18 protein-coding genes are annotated in these 17873 nt (G+C 42.3%); all 18 read left to right on the forward strand.

All coding sequences use genetic code 11. The annotated features are described in order from the left end of the window. Nucleotides 1–12: 12 nt before the first annotated feature. On the forward strand, nt 13–1710 hold the full coding sequence (locus FAX86_RS19525) for a fused response regulator/phosphatase (protein ID WP_144395177.1): 1698 nt from the start codon (nt 13–15) through the stop codon (nt 1708–1710). 8 nt (nt 1711–1718) lie between these two features. Then, nucleotides 1719–2027, forward strand: coding sequence for an Hpt domain-containing protein (locus FAX86_RS19530; RefSeq protein ID WP_246128690.1), 309 nt, complete (start codon nt 1719–1721; stop codon nt 2025–2027). Nucleotides 2028–2074: 47 nt separating this feature from the next. Then, complete coding sequence (locus FAX86_RS19535; RefSeq protein ID WP_164503681.1) at nt 2075–3481, forward strand: flagellar hook-length control protein FliK; 1407 nt, start codon at nt 2075–2077, stop codon at nt 3479–3481. A 391-nt stretch (nt 3482–3872) separates the two neighbouring features. Continuing rightward, nucleotides 3873–4376 carry a flagellar basal body-associated FliL family protein gene (locus FAX86_RS19540; protein ID WP_144395180.1) on the forward strand — a complete coding sequence of 168 codons (504 nt, stop codon included), beginning with the start codon at nt 3873–3875 and terminating at the stop codon, nt 4374–4376. Nucleotides 4377–4379: 3 nt separating this feature from the next. Further along, nucleotides 4380–5390, forward strand: a complete 1011-nt coding sequence (gene fliM, locus FAX86_RS19545; protein ID WP_144395181.1) for a flagellar motor switch protein FliM — start codon at nt 4380–4382, stop codon at nt 5388–5390. Continuing rightward, entirely contained in the window at nt 5383–5793 is a 411-nt protein-coding gene (gene fliN, locus FAX86_RS19550; protein WP_144395182.1) for a flagellar motor switch protein FliN, read from the forward strand. Before fliM ends, fliN begins: the two co-directional genes overlap by 8 nt. Further along, nucleotides 5793–6227, forward strand: a complete 435-nt coding sequence (gene fliO, locus FAX86_RS19555) for a flagellar biosynthetic protein FliO (protein WP_144395183.1) — start codon at nt 5793–5795, stop codon at nt 6225–6227. Before fliN ends, fliO begins: the two co-directional genes overlap by 1 nt. Further along, nucleotides 6217–6966 carry a flagellar type III secretion system pore protein FliP gene (gene fliP, locus FAX86_RS19560; RefSeq protein WP_144395184.1) on the forward strand — a complete coding sequence of 250 codons (750 nt, stop codon included), beginning with the start codon at nt 6217–6219 and terminating at the stop codon, nt 6964–6966. Before fliO ends, fliP begins: the two co-directional genes overlap by 11 nt. 9 nt (nt 6967–6975) lie before the next feature. Beyond that, nucleotides 6976–7245: a flagellar biosynthesis protein FliQ gene (gene fliQ / locus FAX86_RS19565; RefSeq protein ID WP_144395185.1), complete on the forward strand. Its 270-nt coding sequence runs from the start codon at nt 6976–6978 to the stop codon at nt 7243–7245. A 6-nt stretch (nt 7246–7251) separates the two neighbouring features. Further along, a complete protein-coding gene (gene fliR / locus FAX86_RS19570; protein ID WP_144395186.1) occupies nt 7252–8040 on the forward strand; it encodes a flagellar biosynthetic protein FliR in 789 nt (262 codons plus the stop codon). Next, nucleotides 8033–9160, forward strand: coding sequence for a flagellar biosynthesis protein FlhB (gene flhB / locus FAX86_RS19575; protein ID WP_144395187.1), 1128 nt, complete (start codon nt 8033–8035; stop codon nt 9158–9160). The genes fliR and flhB overlap by 8 nt, the downstream gene beginning before the upstream one ends. A gap of 34 nt (nt 9161–9194) precedes the next feature. Then, entirely contained in the window at nt 9195–11261 is a 2067-nt protein-coding gene (gene flhA, locus FAX86_RS19580) for a flagellar biosynthesis protein FlhA (protein ID WP_144395244.1), read from the forward strand. A gap of 26 nt (nt 11262–11287) precedes the next feature. Further along, nucleotides 11288–12838: a flagellar biosynthesis GTPase FlhF gene (gene flhF, locus FAX86_RS19585; RefSeq protein ID WP_144395188.1), complete on the forward strand. Its 1551-nt coding sequence runs from the start codon at nt 11288–11290 to the stop codon at nt 12836–12838. Between the two features lie 62 nt (nt 12839–12900). Further along, nucleotides 12901–13722: a MinD/ParA family ATP-binding protein gene (locus FAX86_RS19590; RefSeq protein ID WP_144395189.1), complete on the forward strand. Its 822-nt coding sequence runs from the start codon at nt 12901–12903 to the stop codon at nt 13720–13722. 25 nt (nt 13723–13747) lie between these two features. After that, nucleotides 13748–14476 carry an RNA polymerase sigma factor FliA gene (locus tag FAX86_RS19595; RefSeq protein ID WP_144395190.1) on the forward strand — a complete coding sequence of 243 codons (729 nt, stop codon included), beginning with the start codon at nt 13748–13750 and terminating at the stop codon, nt 14474–14476. Nucleotides 14477–14558: 82 nt separating this feature from the next. After that, nucleotides 14559–14936, forward strand: a complete 378-nt coding sequence (gene cheY, locus FAX86_RS19600) for a chemotaxis response regulator CheY (RefSeq protein ID WP_205859263.1) — start codon at nt 14559–14561, stop codon at nt 14934–14936. A gap of 12 nt (nt 14937–14948) precedes the next feature. Then, a complete protein-coding gene (locus FAX86_RS19605) occupies nt 14949–15692 on the forward strand; it encodes a protein phosphatase CheZ (RefSeq protein ID WP_205859264.1) in 744 nt (247 codons plus the stop codon). 12 nt (nt 15693–15704) lie between these two features. Continuing rightward, on the forward strand, nt 15705–17867 hold the full coding sequence (locus tag FAX86_RS19610) for a chemotaxis protein CheA (RefSeq protein ID WP_144395192.1): 2163 nt from the start codon (nt 15705–15707) through the stop codon (nt 17865–17867). The last annotated feature ends 6 nt before the right edge of the window (nt 17868–17873 follow it).

Below are 17873 nucleotides of genomic sequence, written 5' to 3' on the forward strand. Positions count from 1 at the left end.
AAGAAAATTTAAATGAAAATATTAATTGCAGAGGATAATGCAACTGATCGCTTAATTTTAAAGAAGCTTGTTGAACAACAAGGGCACGAAGTAGTTGAAGCCAAGAATGGCAAGGAAGCTATAGAAAAATACAGTAGTGAGCTACCAGGAATCGTATTGCTCGATGTAATAATGCCGGAAGCCGATGGTTTTGAAGTTGCTAAATTTATAAAGCTAAATTACGATGCGCTCTACACCCCCATTATTTTTATCACGTCGCTGACAGAAACCGAATTTTTGGTGAAGTGTATCGAAAGTGGTGGCGATGATTTTTTTACCAAACCCTTCAATCGCATTGTTCTTCAGGCCAAAATTGACGCTTTTATTCGAGCAAAAAATCTATATCAGACAGTTGTTAAACAAAAGCAAGAGATAGAGCTTTATTCTGAGCATTTAGTTCAAGAACAACGCGTCGCCAAACAGATATTTGATAATGTTGCTCATAAAGGCGCCCTGGAAGAAGCATACATTAGTTACTCAGTATCAGCGCTTTCAATATTTAATGGCGATATTCTGTTAGCCGCAAAACGTCCTTTAGGTGGTGTGAATGTTTTGCTAGGGGACTTTACTGGTCATGGTTTGCCTGCTTCCATCGGTGCGTTACCTGTTAGCGATATTTTTTACAGCATGACGACGAAAGGATTCGAGCTTTTTGAAATTATCAGCAAACTAAATGAACGTTTGCATTCCATTTTACCGACAGGATTTTTCTGTTGCGCAATTTTGGCTGAGATTGATTTTGAGCAAAATAGTTTAACTTTCTGGAATGGCGGACTGCCGGATGCTTATTTAATAAAAAGAAAGTCAGGAGAGTTATTGGAGCTGCCATCAAGTCACTTGCCTTTGGGTATTGTCGAAAACGATAAGTACGATATCAACATTGACATGATGGCATTTGAAGATGGTGATAGTATATTTATTTACTCTGATGGTGTTATTGAAGCGGAGGATGATAGAGGAGAAATGTTTGGTCGAGACAATTTAGTATTAGCGCTATTAAACGGTGTTAGTGAAGGAAAGTCTTTTGACTCAGTTTCTCAGGCAATAAAGTCTCATTCGAAAGGTTCCTCTCAAGGCGATGATATTACATTTTTAGAAGTTCGTAATCATTTTGAAGATCAAACCTATTCCCCAGACGAAGTGGAGCAGGTGCAGGTGAAAAGTGGCCCTAGTGATTCTTCAATTAATTTGTTCTTGGGGCCGCAATCTCTAAAGAGCTATAATCCGATGCCAATGCTTTTCGATATGTTAATGGAGATTGGTAATCTTAGAAGTTATCGGACGCCGCTTTTTACCATTCTTACTGAGCTGTATTCTAATTCACTGGAACATGGCATTTTAAAATTAAGTTCTTCGCTCAAACGTTCGGCTGATGGCTTTGCTGAATATTATCGTTTACGAGAAGCTCGTCTTGATGCATTGAAAGATGGATATGTAAAGATCGCTATTTCACATGCTGACTTAGCGGATGGTGGCATGTTAACCATTCATTTTGAAGACAGTGGAGAGGGCTTTGACTATAAAAGCGTGGAAAACATTAAGGACGATTCGAAATTAAGTGGTCGAGGATATCCATTAATTTATAAACTTGCGGATTCGGTAGTGTTTGATAATAATGGATCAACAGTCACGATTAAGTTTCGATGGTACTCAACGGGGAAGCCGCAATAGTGAAAGAGATGATACAGCAGCTCAAAGACCTTCTTGGAGACGACTTCTCGACACTGGTTAAAGCCTATGACGAAGACAACCGGGCAATTCTTGACTCACTCGGGGGATTGATTAAATCAGGCCAATCGGAAGAGGTTGCTCGTCAAATTCACAGTCTTAAAGGTGCCAGTGCAAACATTGGCGCAGAAAACTTATCACAAACCTGCCAGACACTTGAGCATAACGCTCGAGCGGGTGATTTATCAGATGCACCAGAACTATTAGCGACCATTCAATCTCAGTTTGAAGAGGCGGTAACCCTTTTAAAAGAAGCTTAATTGGCATCAAACTTGCGTTACCTCTATCACACAAGATGGAGATTGAGGTGTCGAAAGTGTCACACGTTCATTCGCAAAACCTGCTTAACCTGCAACAAACGTCACGTGAAAAGAGCGTCGGAGAGCTGTCTAATACTGACGACTCTAAGTTAAATGCTCCCAAATTTAAGGATATTGTCCAATCTATCGAAAGTGGCAATGCCTCTGCCGAGAGCGAAGGTTCATCGCAGTCACTGGAAAAACCAAAGTTTTATTTGACTGATAATTCCGGTGAGAGCGGCAACATATTGCCTGAAAATCTTAAGTCAAACCTTATTAATCTTGGAATTGATCCTTCATTACTAGAAGGGCTGGACTCATTAAGTGAAGAGCAGTTATCAAAGCTACAAAATATATTGGATCAGTTAGATTCGATATTGTCCAACGGCAGTGGTGCGAACGAGCTCAACCTGCAAAGTAACACAGAAGTAGAAAAAGAAGTCGAGGCTTTGCTAGAGCAGTTGGGCGCTATCTTACCCAATAGCCGTACCGAGGGTTTGAAGCTTTCAATAGATGAAATACTCAAGACAAAGGGAACTTCAGCTGTGCCCGATGAAGTATTTGCTGAGCAAAATCGAATATCGTTTAAAAACGATGGTGCACTTAAAAATCCATTTGCTACTTTTCTTGGTGATTTGAAGTCGGCTGATTTTGATTTGAAAGGGGCAAACTCTTTTAATGCATCACCTTTTAAAATGGATATTCAAAAGTGGGAAACATTGACCGGCGATAAGTTTTCAATCTCCGGACAGGAACCTACAGCGAAAGCAATTAGCGAAGACTTGAAGAACATTATTGGGAATAAACTATCCTCGTTAAATACTGAGAATGCTATTTCAAATCGATTGAGTGAATCGTTTATTTCGGCGAACCAATCTTCCAGCAGTAACGATTTGTTGCATAATGCAATGGCAAAAACGGCTTCAACGGGCTCTGTTTTTTCATTGGAAGGCAATGCTGACTCGCAAGGGAAAGCTAAAGATGCTGTCTTGAATACGCCACTCGCACTGCATACAAAAAACTGGCAGAGCGATTTTAGTCAAAAAATTAACTGGATGATGCAGGGGAAACTTGATCGTGCGGAAATTCATATTGATCCCAAAGAGCTAGGCCCACTCATTATTCGAGTTTCACAAAGTAACGGTGAAGTACAAGTTAATGTTCAGTCGAATCACAGCCAAACCCGAGAGTTGTTTGAGATGAATCAAGAAAGACTGAAAGATATGCTGGAGCAACAGGGCATTCAGTTATCGCAATTTGATGTGCAAAGTGAAAATCATCAGGAGAAGGAGACATCAGATTCTGAATTGGCGAACAATGATTCTATCGAAACAGGCGATTTAGAATCCACGATAGAAACTGAGCCAACCTTGGTTACAAACTGGCAAAGTGGGCGCCTTGATTTTTTTGTTTAAGAATTTTCCTTCGTTTCTCGAATACTCAATAGCTAACAATTGCTATTGAGTATTCCCTTTTATAAGTTCAGACAGCTCTTTTTCTTTTTATCCCTATACCTGTTTACTTAAGTAATGCGGCATAACTCTTTTCTTTCATTATTCGTTTTCCTTCTATACTGAACTGGACGATGTCAATTCCATTAATTGAGTGACGAAAAATTGTCGCGTTCTGATTTAGCTTGCTAACTGATTGAATTGAGGCGTCAATAATACAGCAATGTATTGTAACTCGTTGAAAAATATCTACTAATTTTAATGTGGCCTCGTGGCACTATAATTGCTTTATCAATATCAGTATTGATTTAGCAAAAGCGTTGAGCGCCATGAAGTCAATAAAAGGGGAGTTTGCATGGCCGAAGATGAAGAACTAGCGCTAGATGGCGAAGAAGGGAAAGGTGGTAACAAATGGTTGATTATCATCATTGTTGGAGTTGCTGCATTGGGGTTGGGCGTAGGTGCTGCCTGGTTTTTTTTATCGGGTGATGACTCAGGTGAAGCTACCACCGTGGATGCCGAAGCTGAACCGAAAAAAGAACCCGCTATTTACGTTGGCGTTCCGGGGGCAATTATTTCACCGATTAAGGGTGATAAACGGGACCGCATGGTACAAATCAAAATCAGTTTCTTGGTTCGAGGAATAGAAGCTGAAGACAAGGTGAAAAAACACATGCCAAGATTAACTAATGATTTGTTAACTCTGGTAAGTCAGGCGAATGCGGATGTCATTATTAAGCCTGATGGACGACAAACCTTGCAAGACAATGCGCTGCTTAAAGTTCAGGAAACAATGACTGAAGTCGAAGGGCAGCCGTTCGTAGAAAAAGTTTTATTCGTTAGTTTTGTGATGCAATAGATTATGGTTACCGATTTACTCAGTCAAGACGAAATAGATGCGTTACTTCACGGTGTTGATGATGGTGATATCGATGTAGACGATTCCGACTCGACGCCCGGAGAAGCGATACCCTACGACTTTACGTCGCAAGATAGAATTGTTCGTGGTCGGATGCCCACGCTGGAGATGATTAACGAACGATTTGCTCGTCATATGCGTATTAGCCTGTTTAACCTAATGAGACGAAGTGCTGACATTTCGATTAACGGAATACAGATGATTAAGTTTGGTGAATACGTGCATAGTCTGTTTGTACCCACCAGTTTGAATATGGTGAGAATAAGACCTTTACGAGGCACGTGTTTGTTTACCCTGGAAGCCAAGCTTGTGTTTATTCTGGTGGATAATTTTTTCGGAGGTGATGGTCGCTTTCATGCCAAGATCGAAGGTCGAGAGTTTACACCAACCGAACGTCGAATTATTCAGATTTTATTGGAACAATCGTTTATCGATTTAAAAGAAGCTTGGTCGCCTGTAATGAAAGTGGACTTTGAATATATGGATTCTGAAGTAAACCCTGCATTGGCAACCATTGTGAGTCCATCAGAAGTCGTTGTGGTTTGCAGCTTTCATATTGAGCTTGACGGTGGTGGTGGAAACTTCCATGTCACCATGCCGTACTCAATGATTGAGCCGATTAGAGAAAAGCTCGATGCCGGTGTGCAGAGTGATAGAGATGATGTTGATACTCGCTGGACTCAAGCATTAAGAGATGAAGTGATGAGTGCCGAAGTCGACTTACAATCAACATTGCTAGAAACACGAGTTTCATTACGTGATGTCATGAATTTTAAAGCAGGAGATATTATTCCAGTCGAATTACCCGAAAAAGTGGTTGTTAATGTGGGTGGCTTGCCATCTTTTCGTGCCAAGTATGGTCAATCAAGAGAAAAAGTGGCATTGAAAATACTAGAGTATATTCCTCGAGATCACATTACCCGAAACTTGATTGAGGAGTCTGAAGATGAGTAATGAAAACGATAATGATCAAAATGGTGATGTGAATCAAGACGAGATGGCCGATGAATGGGCAGCGGCAATGTCGGAGCAAGATGAAACTGAATCTGCGCCACTTGAAGATTTAAACGACGAGGGCACAGGCGAAAAGTTGGGGGATGAGAACCTCGATGTCATTCTTGAAATTCCCGTGTCGTTATCGATGGAAGTTGGACGAACTAATATTGCCATACGCAACTTATTGCAACTGAATCAAGGTTCAGTGGTTGAGTTGGATCGACTCGCTGGCGAGCCGTTGGATGTGTTGGTTAATGGTACTTTAATTGCGCACGGTGAAGTGGTGGTGGTTAATGAAAAATATGGGATACGCCTTACTGATGTCATGAGTCCCAGCGAACGAATTAAAAAGCTCAAATAATGCGATTTTTATTATCAACTACCTTTCTTTTTTTTTCTTCAGCGGTTGTTGCCATAGAAGAGGTTACTAAACAAAAAACGACGCAAGTTCCTTCATTAGCCAGTTCCGTCGTTTCTGTCTTTATCGCTCTTGTTTTTATTATCATAATTATTATTGCTTGTGCCTGGGTTTTGCGACGGATGGGCGGTGCTGGTTTTCAAAAGTCTGCTGATATTAAAGTTTGTGCCAGTCACATGTTGGGCGCAAAAGAACGACTGGTGATTATTAAAGTGGATGGGAAACATATTCTTCTGGGTGTTACTCCCAGTAGCATTAATAAAATTGAAGAGCTCTCTGAAAACTGCATAGAAGAAACCTCTTCGGATCCTATCAGTTTTCAAAGCGCTTTTAGCTCACAAGTCAAAAAAATGCTTGGAAAGCGTGATGAAAATTAAACTGATACTTTTCGTCCTTTTTACCTTTTTTTTCATTGAGCCTGCCTCGGCACAACCCACGGGTATGCTACCGGCAGTTAAGGTGATTACCGCACCAGACGGTTCTCAAGAATATTCAGTAACGTTACAAATTTTAATTTTAATGACATTGCTGACCTTTTTGCCAGCGATTGTCATCATGATGACCAGCTTTATAAGAATATCCGTTGTGTTCGCCATTCTCAGACAAGCATTGGGTTTGCAACAAACACCTTCGAATCAAATTTTGGTTGGTCTTACTTTATTTTTGAGTTTATTTATTATGGCGCCCGTTTTAGAGCGGGTGTACGACGAGGCCGTGCAACCCTACATGAACGAAGAGCTTTCCTCAACTCAAGCAATTGAAATGGCGAAAGGACCGTTTCGCAATTTTATGTTGGCACAAGTGCGTGAAAACGATTTATTAATGTTTGCTGATATGGCGGAAGTGAGTTTTGAGAATAACGATTATTCGGCAGCTCCTTTTACCGTTTTAGTTCCTGCGTTTATTACCAGCGAATTAAAAACAGCCTTTCAAATAGGTTTCCTTGTATTTATCCCATTTCTTGTCATTGACCTTGTTATTGCAAGTATCTTAATGGCAATGGGGATGATGATGTTATCACCCATGATCGTATCTTTACCGTTCAAAATAATGCTGTTCGTATTAATTGATGGCTGGGCATTGATTGTTGGTACGCTCGCAAATAGTTTTGGTTAGGAGAGCACTATGACGCCTGAAGTGGTGGTTGATGTTTTTTCTCAAGCATTTGCGTTGGTTATATTATTGACCGGATCGGTTGTACTGCCGGGCCTCGTTATCGGATTAATTATTGCCATTTTTCAGGCCGCTACCAGTATTAATGAACAAACCTTAACTTTTCTACCCAGATTGCTTGTCACTCTACTTGCGATGTCCTTCCTAGGACATTGGTTTGTTGGTAATTTAGTTGAGTTTGCGCTCAATCTTTACCTGAGTATTCCAGAGTTAATCGGCTAGTTTACGATGGTTGTTGAATTTTCTGCCATTAACGACTGGCTCGTTCAATACATTCTTCCTTTTTGTCGCTTATCGGGAATGCTCATTTCAATGGCCGTTATCAGTTCTCGAACGGTTACTCCAAGAGTCAAAATTTTGTTAGCGTTGGCGATAAGTATCGCGGCCACACCAATGATAACCATTGATGTGAAATTAGAGCTTTTCAGTATCTCAATGGTTATTCAAATTTTACTTCAAACACTGATAGGAATCGGTGTTGGATTTATTACGCGACTGGTCTTTGAGACCTTTGTTATCGCCGGCCAAGTTATTGCGATGCAAACTGGCTTGGGGTTTGCATCTCTTATTGATCAGAACACGGGCGTCAGTGTTCCGGCACTGGGTCAAATGTTTGTCATGATGGCGACATTGATCTTTTTATCGATTGATGGGCATCTTCGATTAATTGAATTGGTTGTGTTGAGCTTTGCGACATTACCCATTCAGGATTCAGGTTTGTTTTTTGTGCAACTCGATCAAATGATTTATTGGGCTGAAATGATTTTTTTAACCGCATTTATGATGGTCTTATCGGCCATTGTTGCTTTACTGGTTATGAATTTATGTCTTGGTGTGGTGACTCGCTCTGCACCTCAACTGAATATTTTTGCGGTGGGTTTTCCCATTATGACCGTTGTCGGTTTGTCCATTATTTGGTTGCTGTTAAGAAGTTTCTTACCTCATTTTATGAATCAAATGGCACGAGGTAATGAAATGGTGTGTCAATTGCTGCTGATGGAGTGTGCCGGTGGCTGAACAAGATAGTGGTGAACGTTCCGAAGAGGCCACACCCAGGAAAAAGGAAAAAGCAAAATCGAAAGGGCAAGTTCCCCGATCGAAAGAGCTAACGACTGCACTGGCATTAATCATGAGTCCGTTAATACTCATGTTGTCGTCATCGGATATCGCCAAAGGTTTCTTAAAAATGGGAGACATTACATTGTCGGTTAACCGTCAAAGTTTATTCGATGAACGCTACATGCTTGATGCTTTAGCAGCGAGTGTCGGTTCTGTATTTTCGACATTACTCCTATTTTTTGCGGCAATTTTTGTGGTATCTCTTTTTGCTCCTTTGGCACTCGGAGGATTAACGTTTAGTGTTGAATCATTAGCGCCTAAAGGAAATCGTTTATCACCACTTGCTGGTTTTAAACGAATGTTTGGAACGAATGCGGCGATGGAGTTATTGAAAGCCATCGGTAAGTTTTTGTTAGTGGCTTTTTTTGGCTGGGTGGTAATCAGTGCCTATTTTTCCGATTATATGCAACTGGGTCGGTCGACACCTCAAGCTGATGTTATTGCTGCCATTGAATTTATGTTGGTTGGACTATTACTCGTCTCTTCATCATTAATTGTTATTGCTTTAATTGATATTCCCTTTCAAATTTGGAATCACGCTAAGCAATTAAAAATGACCAAACAAGAACTGCGTGATGAATACAAAGAAACGGAGGGTAAACCAGAAGTTAAAAGTCGCATTCGCCAAGTTCAAAGAGAATTAACGCATCGTCGAATGATGGAGTCAGTGCCCGACGCTGACGTGGTGGTTACCAATCCAGAACATTACTCAGTCGCTCTTAAATACGAGCAGACCACATCAGGCGCTCCTGTTGTTGTCGCCAAAGGGTTGGATGAAGTGGCATTGAATATTAGAAAGGTTGCTAACGCTCATCATGTACCTATTTTGCAAGCGCCCCCGGTAGCTCGTGCGTTATATCACACGACTAAACTGGATCAAGAAATTCCAGAGGAGCTGTATTTAGCGGTGGCGCAAATTCTGGCTTACGTTTTACAAATGAATGAATATAAGAGAGGACGTGCAACCAAACCTAAGCCCATTAAAAACTATCCAATTCCCGACTCAATGAAGTATTAGGAGAGTGAGCGTGGTAGAGATTACTCAAAATCGAATGCGAGCATTATCACCCAAAGGAGCGGGTGTTCCCATTTTGGTGTTAATGATTTTGGCAATGATGACCTTGCCGTTACCACCGATAATGTTGGATATGCTTTTTACGTTTAACATTTCACTAGCATTGATTGTTTTGTTAGCGACCGTTTATACCTTGCGTCCGCTGGAGTTTGCAGCTTTTCCTACCGTTCTTCTGGTGACCACATTATTACGATTGGCGTTAAACGTTGCTTCAACTCGAGTCGTTTTATTGGACGGGCATACTGGACCTGGCGCTGCTGGGAGCGTGATTGAATCTTTTGGTGCCGTTGTGGTGGGTGGAAATTACGCGGTTGGACTGGTGGTGTTTGCGATATTGGTGATTATAAATTTTGTTGTGGTGACTAAAGGTGCCGGACGGATTTCAGAAGTCAGTGCACGATTTACTTTAGATGCAATGCCAGGCAAACAAATGGCAATTGATGCCGATTTAAATGCCGGCTTATTGACTCAGGAAGAAGCTAAAGTTCGCCGTGAAGATGTAGCAAAAGAAGCTGATTTTTATGGCGCAATGGATGGTGCTTCGAAGTTTGTGCGCGGCGATGCGGTTGCCGGTTTGCTCATTTTATTTATTAATATTTTAGGTGGTGTTGCCATTGGCATGAGTCAACACGGACTCGAGTTTGGTACCGCGATGCAGTTTTATGCGTTGCTGACCATTGGTGATGGATTAGTGGCTCAAATTCCTTCGTTACTATTATCGACTTCTGCAGCAATCATGGTAACTCGACAAAACACTTCTAACGATATGAGTACGCAGGTTGTTGGCGAATTATTTACCAAATCTAAAGCGTTATGGATAACTGCGTCAATCTTGGGTGTTATGGGATTAATTCCTGGAATGCCTCACCTGGCATTTTTATCCTTGGCAATCTTAGCCGCGGGTTTGGCATTTTCGATTGATAAAAAACGCAAAAAAGTAGCGGAAGAGAAAAAGGAACAACAGCGTGTTGAAAAAGAGGTCGCAACTCAAGAGCCCGAGTTTAAAGAGTTGAGTTGGGATGATGTACCACCCGTCGATCCGATTGGTTTAGAAGTGGGTTATCGTTTGATTCCGTTAGTTGATCAATCTCAAGATGGAAAGTTAATGGGGCGAGTGAAGGGCGTTCGTAAGAAGCTTTCACAAGAACTGGGTTTTCTTGTTCCATCGGTGCACATTCGCGATAACCTTGAACTTTCGCCAAATGCTTACCGAATTACCTTGATGGGTGTCGCTGTTGGCGAAGCAGAAATTCATCCTGATCGAGAAATGGCTATTAATCCCGGTCAGGTATTCGGTGAAATACAAGGTATTGATACCAAAGATCCGGCTTTTGGATTGGATGCAGTATGGATAGATGTGGCGCAAAAAGAACAGGCGCAGTCTATGGGATATACGGTGGTAGATGCCAGTACCGTAGTGGCAACTCATTTAAGTCAGCTCATTCAAACTCATGCCAGTGAATTGTTAGGTCATGAAGAAGTGGAACATCTGTTGCAAAAACTTTCTAAGTCAGCTCCCAAGTTAGTCGAAAATTTAGTGCCCGATTCGTTACCGTTAGGTGTTGTCGTTAAAGTCTTGCAAAATCTGTTACTCGAGCAAGTTCCCATTCGTGATATGCGAACGATCGCCGAAACTTTGGCGGAGTACAGTGTGAGGAGTCAAGATCCCGCCATGTTAACGGCTGCCGTCAGAATTTCTTTAAATCGCTTAATTATCCAGAATATCAATGGGTTAGAAACTGAGCTGCCGGTAATTACTTTAGATCCAAACTTGGAACAGATATTGCTGCAGTCTCTACAGGCGAGTGGAGATGAAGGCGTTAACATTGAGCCGGGTCTTGCGGAAAAATTGCAGTCTTCGTTAAAAGAAGCTGCAGATAATCAGGAAGCCGCAGGCAAACCGACGATATTGTTAACCTCACCAGGTTTACGCAGTAGTTTGGCTCACTTTGCTCGTTTTGGAATACCCGGATTGCATGTATTGAGTTACCAGGAAATTCCGGATAACAAACAGGTTCGTGTCGTTGCTACCGTGGGGCAATAACGCAGCGAAATTGAATGAGCAAGACGATGAAGATAAGACGATTTTTTGCGAAAGACATGCGCAGTGCGTTAAATCAGGTTTCAGCTGAGCTGGGTCCAGACGCTGCGATTTTATCGAGTACGAATGTCAATGGTGGCGTTGAAGTCGTTGCCGCGACTGATTATGAAGAAGCCATGATGCAAACGCGGAGAACGCCGCGTTCCAGTCAATCTAATGCAATTGAGGATTCCAGTCGGTTTTCTGAGACACCTAATGATGACTATCACGATCCGGTTGAAATGGGTAGGCATGCAAATGCAAAACAAGAAGGGACCTCTAATCGCTACTCGCAAAACATTTCTTCACGATCTTTAAGTGGTCGAATTGGTGGAGAATCGATTGAGTTAAATGAATCACGCACGAACAACAATTACAACGAGCCTGCATCAGAACCCTCGCAAGGTGAGTCAGGATTATTGAAGTTTTTAAAGCAACAAGAACAAAAATTTTTAAACAGTAAAAGGGAATCCAAAAGAACCAAAGAAGATCGTCGAGATCGGTTGAGTGTTGGTCGCAAACAAGACGATATTTCCGAGGAATCTTTATCTAACGCGTTTCTTTCGCCCGCTCAGCACAGTGAGCATCCGATAGAACAGCCTTTTCCCAAAATTGAATGGTCACAAGAGCCAACGTTAGTCGCGATGAAAGAAGAACTCAGTTTATTGCGAAATTTATTGCAAGAACAAGTGTCGCAATTGGCGTGGGATAAACAATCAAAAATATCGCCGATTGGTGTGGCGTTAAAGCGTGAGTTTACCAATCTCGGTTTGAGTCCATCGATTATTGAACCAATCGGTCAGATGTGTGAAAGCGAACAAGACTTTGAATGCGCCTGGCAAAAAGGTCTGGCCTTGCTGGCTAAAAAAATTATGGCGGGAGATGACGACATTCTAGCAAATGGAGGTGTCTATGCGCTTGTTGGGCCAACGGGCGTTGGTAAAACAACAACGTTAGCGAAGTTAGCTGCCAAACATGTTATTAAAAACGGACCAGAAAGCATCGGTTTGATCACGACAGACAGCTTTCGAATAGCAGCACACGATCAATTAAAAACTTATGGTCGAATCTTGAAAGTTCCGGTAAGAATTGCTGGCGATGAAAAAACATTGAAAGAAGCGTTGTATCATTTTAATGACAAAAAACTGGTGTTAATTGATACTGCTGGTATGAGTCAACACGACGAGCGTATGACACAATTAATGCAATGTTTATCGCAAGGCTATCGAACAATACAAAACTACTTGGTGCTTTCAGCGACCAGTCAAAGTTCAGTATTGAACGATGCGATAAAACTTTTTCGTCCCTTTAAATTATCTGGCACTTTAGTGACAAAGCTTGATGAAGCGGCCAGTTTGGGTGAAATTATTTCGACTATAATAGAGAACAGATTGAGAGTGGTTTACACCACCGATGGACAACGTGTGCCGGAAGATATCCGTGTCGCCAGAGCGCATCACCTGGTCTCAAAAATGGTTTGGCTGATGAAAAATCGCCAATTGTCGTCACGGGAAAAAGAGGCAACAGGAACTCATCAGTGAACGTCTCATCTACGAGCTTAAATGCAAGCAGCATTCATGACCAAGCGTCAGGGTTAAGATTAATGACATCAATAAAACCAACAAAAGTTATCGCAATTACCGGTGGTAAAGGTGGGGTAGGAAAAACAAATGTTTCGGTGAATCTCGGCGTGTATCTTAGTTCATTGGGGCGTAAAGTGATGTTGTTAGACGCGGATCTTGGGTTAGCCAATGTTGATGTTATGCTAGGTCTAAAAGTTCATCGTAATCTAAAACATGTGCTGGCGGGAGAGTGCGACCTTCAAGATATTGTGATTAATGGCCCGTCAGGCTTGCAAATTATTCCAGCGTCTTCGGGTACCCAACGAATGGCTGAGCTATCCCCAGCTGAGCACGCTGGGATTATCCGTGCGTTTAGCGATCTTGGACAAAACTTAGATTACCTACTGGTCGATACCTCAGCAGGCATCAGCGATAACGTGGTTTCTTTTACTCGCGCTGCACAAGATGTACTGCTAGTGGTGTGTGATGAGCCCACTTCTATCACCGATGCATACGCTTTAATGAAAGTGTTAAATCAGGATCATCAAATTAGTCGCTTTAAAATTGTGGCTAATATGGTGCGAACTCCCCAGGAAGGTCGCGACATTTTTGCTAAGCTAAGTATGGTGACCGATAAATTTTTGGATGTTATGTTGGAATACGCAGGTTCTGTTCCATTTGACGAAAATGTCCGAAAAGCGATAAAGAAGCAAAAGCCTGTTTTAGAGTTGTTTCCTCGGTCGCCAGCTGCAGTAGCAATTAAGTCGTTAGGCAAGAAAGTCGAAACCTGGCCGATTCCGATGAACGCCAGTGGGCATATCGAATTCTTTATGGAACGACTGGTTGCACAAGGAGCTATCTGACCGTTAATACACAGAGGAATGCCTTGTGTCGCGCATCGATGCATACAAAAAAGCGGGTGCAGATCCCCAAGATATAACGACGCGCTATGCGCCGTTAGTTAAGCGAATTGCGCATCATTTGATGTCGCGATTGCCTTCCAGTGTACAGATCGAAGATTTAATGCAAGCCGGTATGATTGGATTATTGGAAGCCTCAAATAATTTTGATGCCGCGAAAGGTGCCAGCTTTGAGACTTTTGCCGGTATTCGAATCCGTGGTGCGATGATCGACGAAATTCGTCGTGGTGACTGGGTTCCACGATCAGTGCATAAGAATACTCGGATGATTGCACAAAAGATTTCTGAGATAGAGCAAAGTACCGGTCGAGATGCACGCGATACGGAAGTGGCTGATGCGCTGGATATTAGTGTTGAAGATTATCGAATTATGCTGATGGAATCGTCGAATGGCCACATGCTGGACTTTGATGATTTAGGACTCTCGGAAGAACAGTTTAGTGAGGGATTATCGCATTCAACAACCGCGAAAAATCCATACGAAGGATTGCAAACAGAAGATTTTAGAAATTGCTTAGCAACGGCTATCGGTGGATTACCCGAAAGAGAACGTTTAGTTCTGGCGTTATACTACGACGAAGAGCTTAATTTGAAAGAAATTGGTGAGGTTATGGGTGTGAGTGAATCCCGTATTAGTCAGATAAACAGCCAGGCTATGATTCGGTTACAAAGTCGTTTAAGAGATTGGCGTAAATAGATAATTTTGACTAACTTTATTTATATCTGGCACTTCAAGAATGAAAAACTGTTATTAGGGGAGGTTTTTCTTGGACAAGAATATGAAAATACTCATTGTTGATGATTTTTCGACAATGAGGCGTATTGTTAAAAACTTACTTAAAGATTTAGGTTTTAACAATACTCAAGAAGCCGATGATGGTCAAACCGCTCTTCCTATGTTACAGCAAGGTGACTTTGATTTTCTGGTCACCGACTGGAACATGCCAGGAATGCAAGGCATCGATTTGCTCAAGAATGTGCGAGCTGATCCTGGCTTAAAAGACTTGCCGGTCTTAATGGTTACCGCTGAAGCCAAACGAGAACAAATCGTTGAAGCTGCTCAAGCGGGTGTTAACGGTTACATCGTAAAACCTTTCACTGCTGGAACTTTAAAAGAGAAAATAGAAAAAATATTTGAACGCATAGAAGGTAACTAACGGAGCATCAGGATGGAGAATGAAGATAAGCTGATGACCGAGGTTACATTAAACCAAGCACGTGAATTAATTCAGCATCTCGAAGACGGTAACGTCGAAAAAGCTCGTGAAGCGATAGATGGACTATCGCAGATCCGTGAAGCCAGCCTGTTTGTTGAAGTTGGAAAATTAACTCGCCAACTTCACGAAGCTCTGACGAACTTTCAACTTGATAGCAAATTAATGGGAATCGCTGCACAAGAAATTCCTGACGCAAAAGAGCGCCTTAATTATGTTATTCAGACAACAGAAAATGCGGCTAACACAACCATGGATCTCGTAGAAAAGAGTATTCCGATTTCCGCCAAGATTAAAGTTGATGCCGAAGAATTATCATTAGATTGGGAGCGTCTTTATCGCCGCGAATTGGGGCCTGGAGAATTTCGTGAATTGGCTGGCCGTATCGAAAATTTTCTAAAAAATGTATCAAGTGAATCAACGGAACTCAATGGGATACTCAATGATGTAATGGTTGCTCAAAATTATCAGGATTTAACAGGGCAAGTGATTCGTAAAGTTATTACGTTGGTTCATGATGTTGAGGAAAACCTGGTCGAATTAATAAAAATGTTTGGCAACACCGATGAATACGAAGAAGCACAAAAAGAAGAAGTTAAGACAAGTGGTGTAGAGGGACCTGTTATCGATGAGACAAGAGATGATGTGCTTACCAGTCAAGATGATGTCGATGACCTTCTTTCCAGTCTTGGATTCTAGAGGAGCCGCTTAATGGCGATTGATGCCGACGAAGAAATCCTTCAGGACTTTATCATAGAAGCCGGAGAGATTATTGAAACTCTCTCCGAGCAATTGGTGGCATTAGAAAATGAACCGGAAAATATGGACTTGTTAAATGCCATATTTCGTGGATTTCATACCGTTAAAGGTGGTGCAGGGTTTTTAAACCTGACAGCAATGGTTGAAGTTTGCCATATCACTGAAAATATATTCGATATTCTAAGAAACGGTGGCCGAAAAGCAAACGCAGAATTAATGGACACCGTATTACGCGCGCTCGATCAAATCAATGAGATGTTTGATGAAGTCAAACAAGGTGATCAGCCGAGTTCTGCTTCCAGTGAACTACTCGAAGAATTAGAAGTTTATGCAAAACCCGATGATGGCTCGGGTACATCTGCTCCTGCAGCGAGTCAACCTGAACCTAAGCAGGAGCCGCAACCTACCCAAGAGACCTCGGCTTCAAACTCGGATGAAATCACTGACGATGAATTTGAAGCATTGTTAGATCAAATACATGGTTCCGGTGGCTCTAAGCCTGCTGAACCTGAAACTCCTGCTCCAACAAGCGATTCAGGTAATGATGAAATTACGGATGAAGAGTTTGAGGCGTTACTTGACGAGTTGCACGGTAAAGATAAGCCTACCGCTTCTTCCAGTGCCAGTTCTCCAGCACCGCCGGCTGCTCAACCAGCAGGGAGTGATGAGGCGATTACTGATGATGAATTTGAAGCTCTTCTCGATCAAATTCATGGCAGTGGCAAAGGTCCTCAAGGCTCGGGAGATTCTCCTGGTAGCTCTGCGACGGACTCTGACAGTTCTGCTTCGGATAAGTCGCCTGAACCTGAGAAGCCAGCTGAACCGCCAAAGCCAGAACCACCAAAAGTTGAACCTCCCAAACCTCAACCGGCGGCCAGTGCACCGAAAGAAGATAAGCCGAAGGCACAGCCCAAGTCGGTAAAGGCGGCGGGTGCAATGACAGGAGAGTCGACGGTCCGTGTGGATACAGCGCGACTCGATGACATTATGAACATGGTGGGCGAGTTGGTGCTGGCGCGCAATCGACTCAAAATGCTCGGGCAAAATTATCAAGATGAAGAGCTCAATAAGGCGGTAGCAACACTTGACGTTGTCACCTCTGACTTGCAAGGCTCAGTGATGAAAACACGTATGCAGCCCATCAAAAAAGTCTTCGGCCGATTCCCTCGAGTTGTAAGAGATTTGGCGCGTAATCTTAAAAAGGAAATTACTCTCGAATTGGTGGGCGAAGAAACCGATTTGGATAAGAACCTTGTTGAAGCTTTAGCCGACCCTCTGGTTCATTTAGTTCGAAACTCTGTTGATCATGGTGTCGAAAGTCCTGAAGATCGTGTGGCGATTGGAAAACCAAGAACAGGTAAAGTCGTGTTGTCTGCGGCGCAAGAGGGCGATCACATTCTATTGGCCATCGAAGACGATGGTAAAGGAATGGATCCGGTTGCATTAAGAAACAAAGCCGTACAAAAAGGACTGATGGATTCCGACCAAGCGGATCGTTTGAGCGATACGGAATGTTTTAACCTGATTTTTATGGCGGGGTTTTCAACGAAAGAAGAAATTTCTGACGTTTCTGGTCGCGGCGTTGGCATGGATGTGGTTAAAACAAAAATCACCCAACTCAATGGTAGTTTGACGATTGACTCGAATCTTGGATTAGGTACTAAAATTTTAATAAAAGTACCGCTTACTTTAGCGATTCTTCCTACTTTAATGGTAACTGTCGGCAAACAAGTTTTTGCACTTCCATTGGCCAGTGTTAATGAAATTTTTCACCTTGATTTAACCAAAACAAATGTTGTTGATGGCCAAGAAACGGTCATCGTTCGTGACAAAGCATTGCCTCTTTTCTATTTGGATCAATGGCTACTTGCCTACAATCAGAGAGGTAACCGTAAGCCTGAAGAAGGGCATGTGGTGATTGTTCAGGTGGGTACGCATAAAATAGGATTTGTTGTCGATTCGTTAATTGGCCAAGAGGAAGTTGTGATTAAGCCGCTGGGTAAATCTTTACAGGGTACTCCGGGAATGGCTGGTGCAACAATCACAAGTGATGGTGGTATTGCGTTAATATTGGATGTTCCAAGCCTTCTTAAACAATACGCGAAACGTGGTTAACGTGTG

Origin of the sequence: Pleionea sediminis (assembly GCF_007570825.1) — a bacterium.
Lineage (GTDB): Bacteria > Pseudomonadota > Gammaproteobacteria > Enterobacterales > Kangiellaceae > Pleionea > Pleionea sediminis.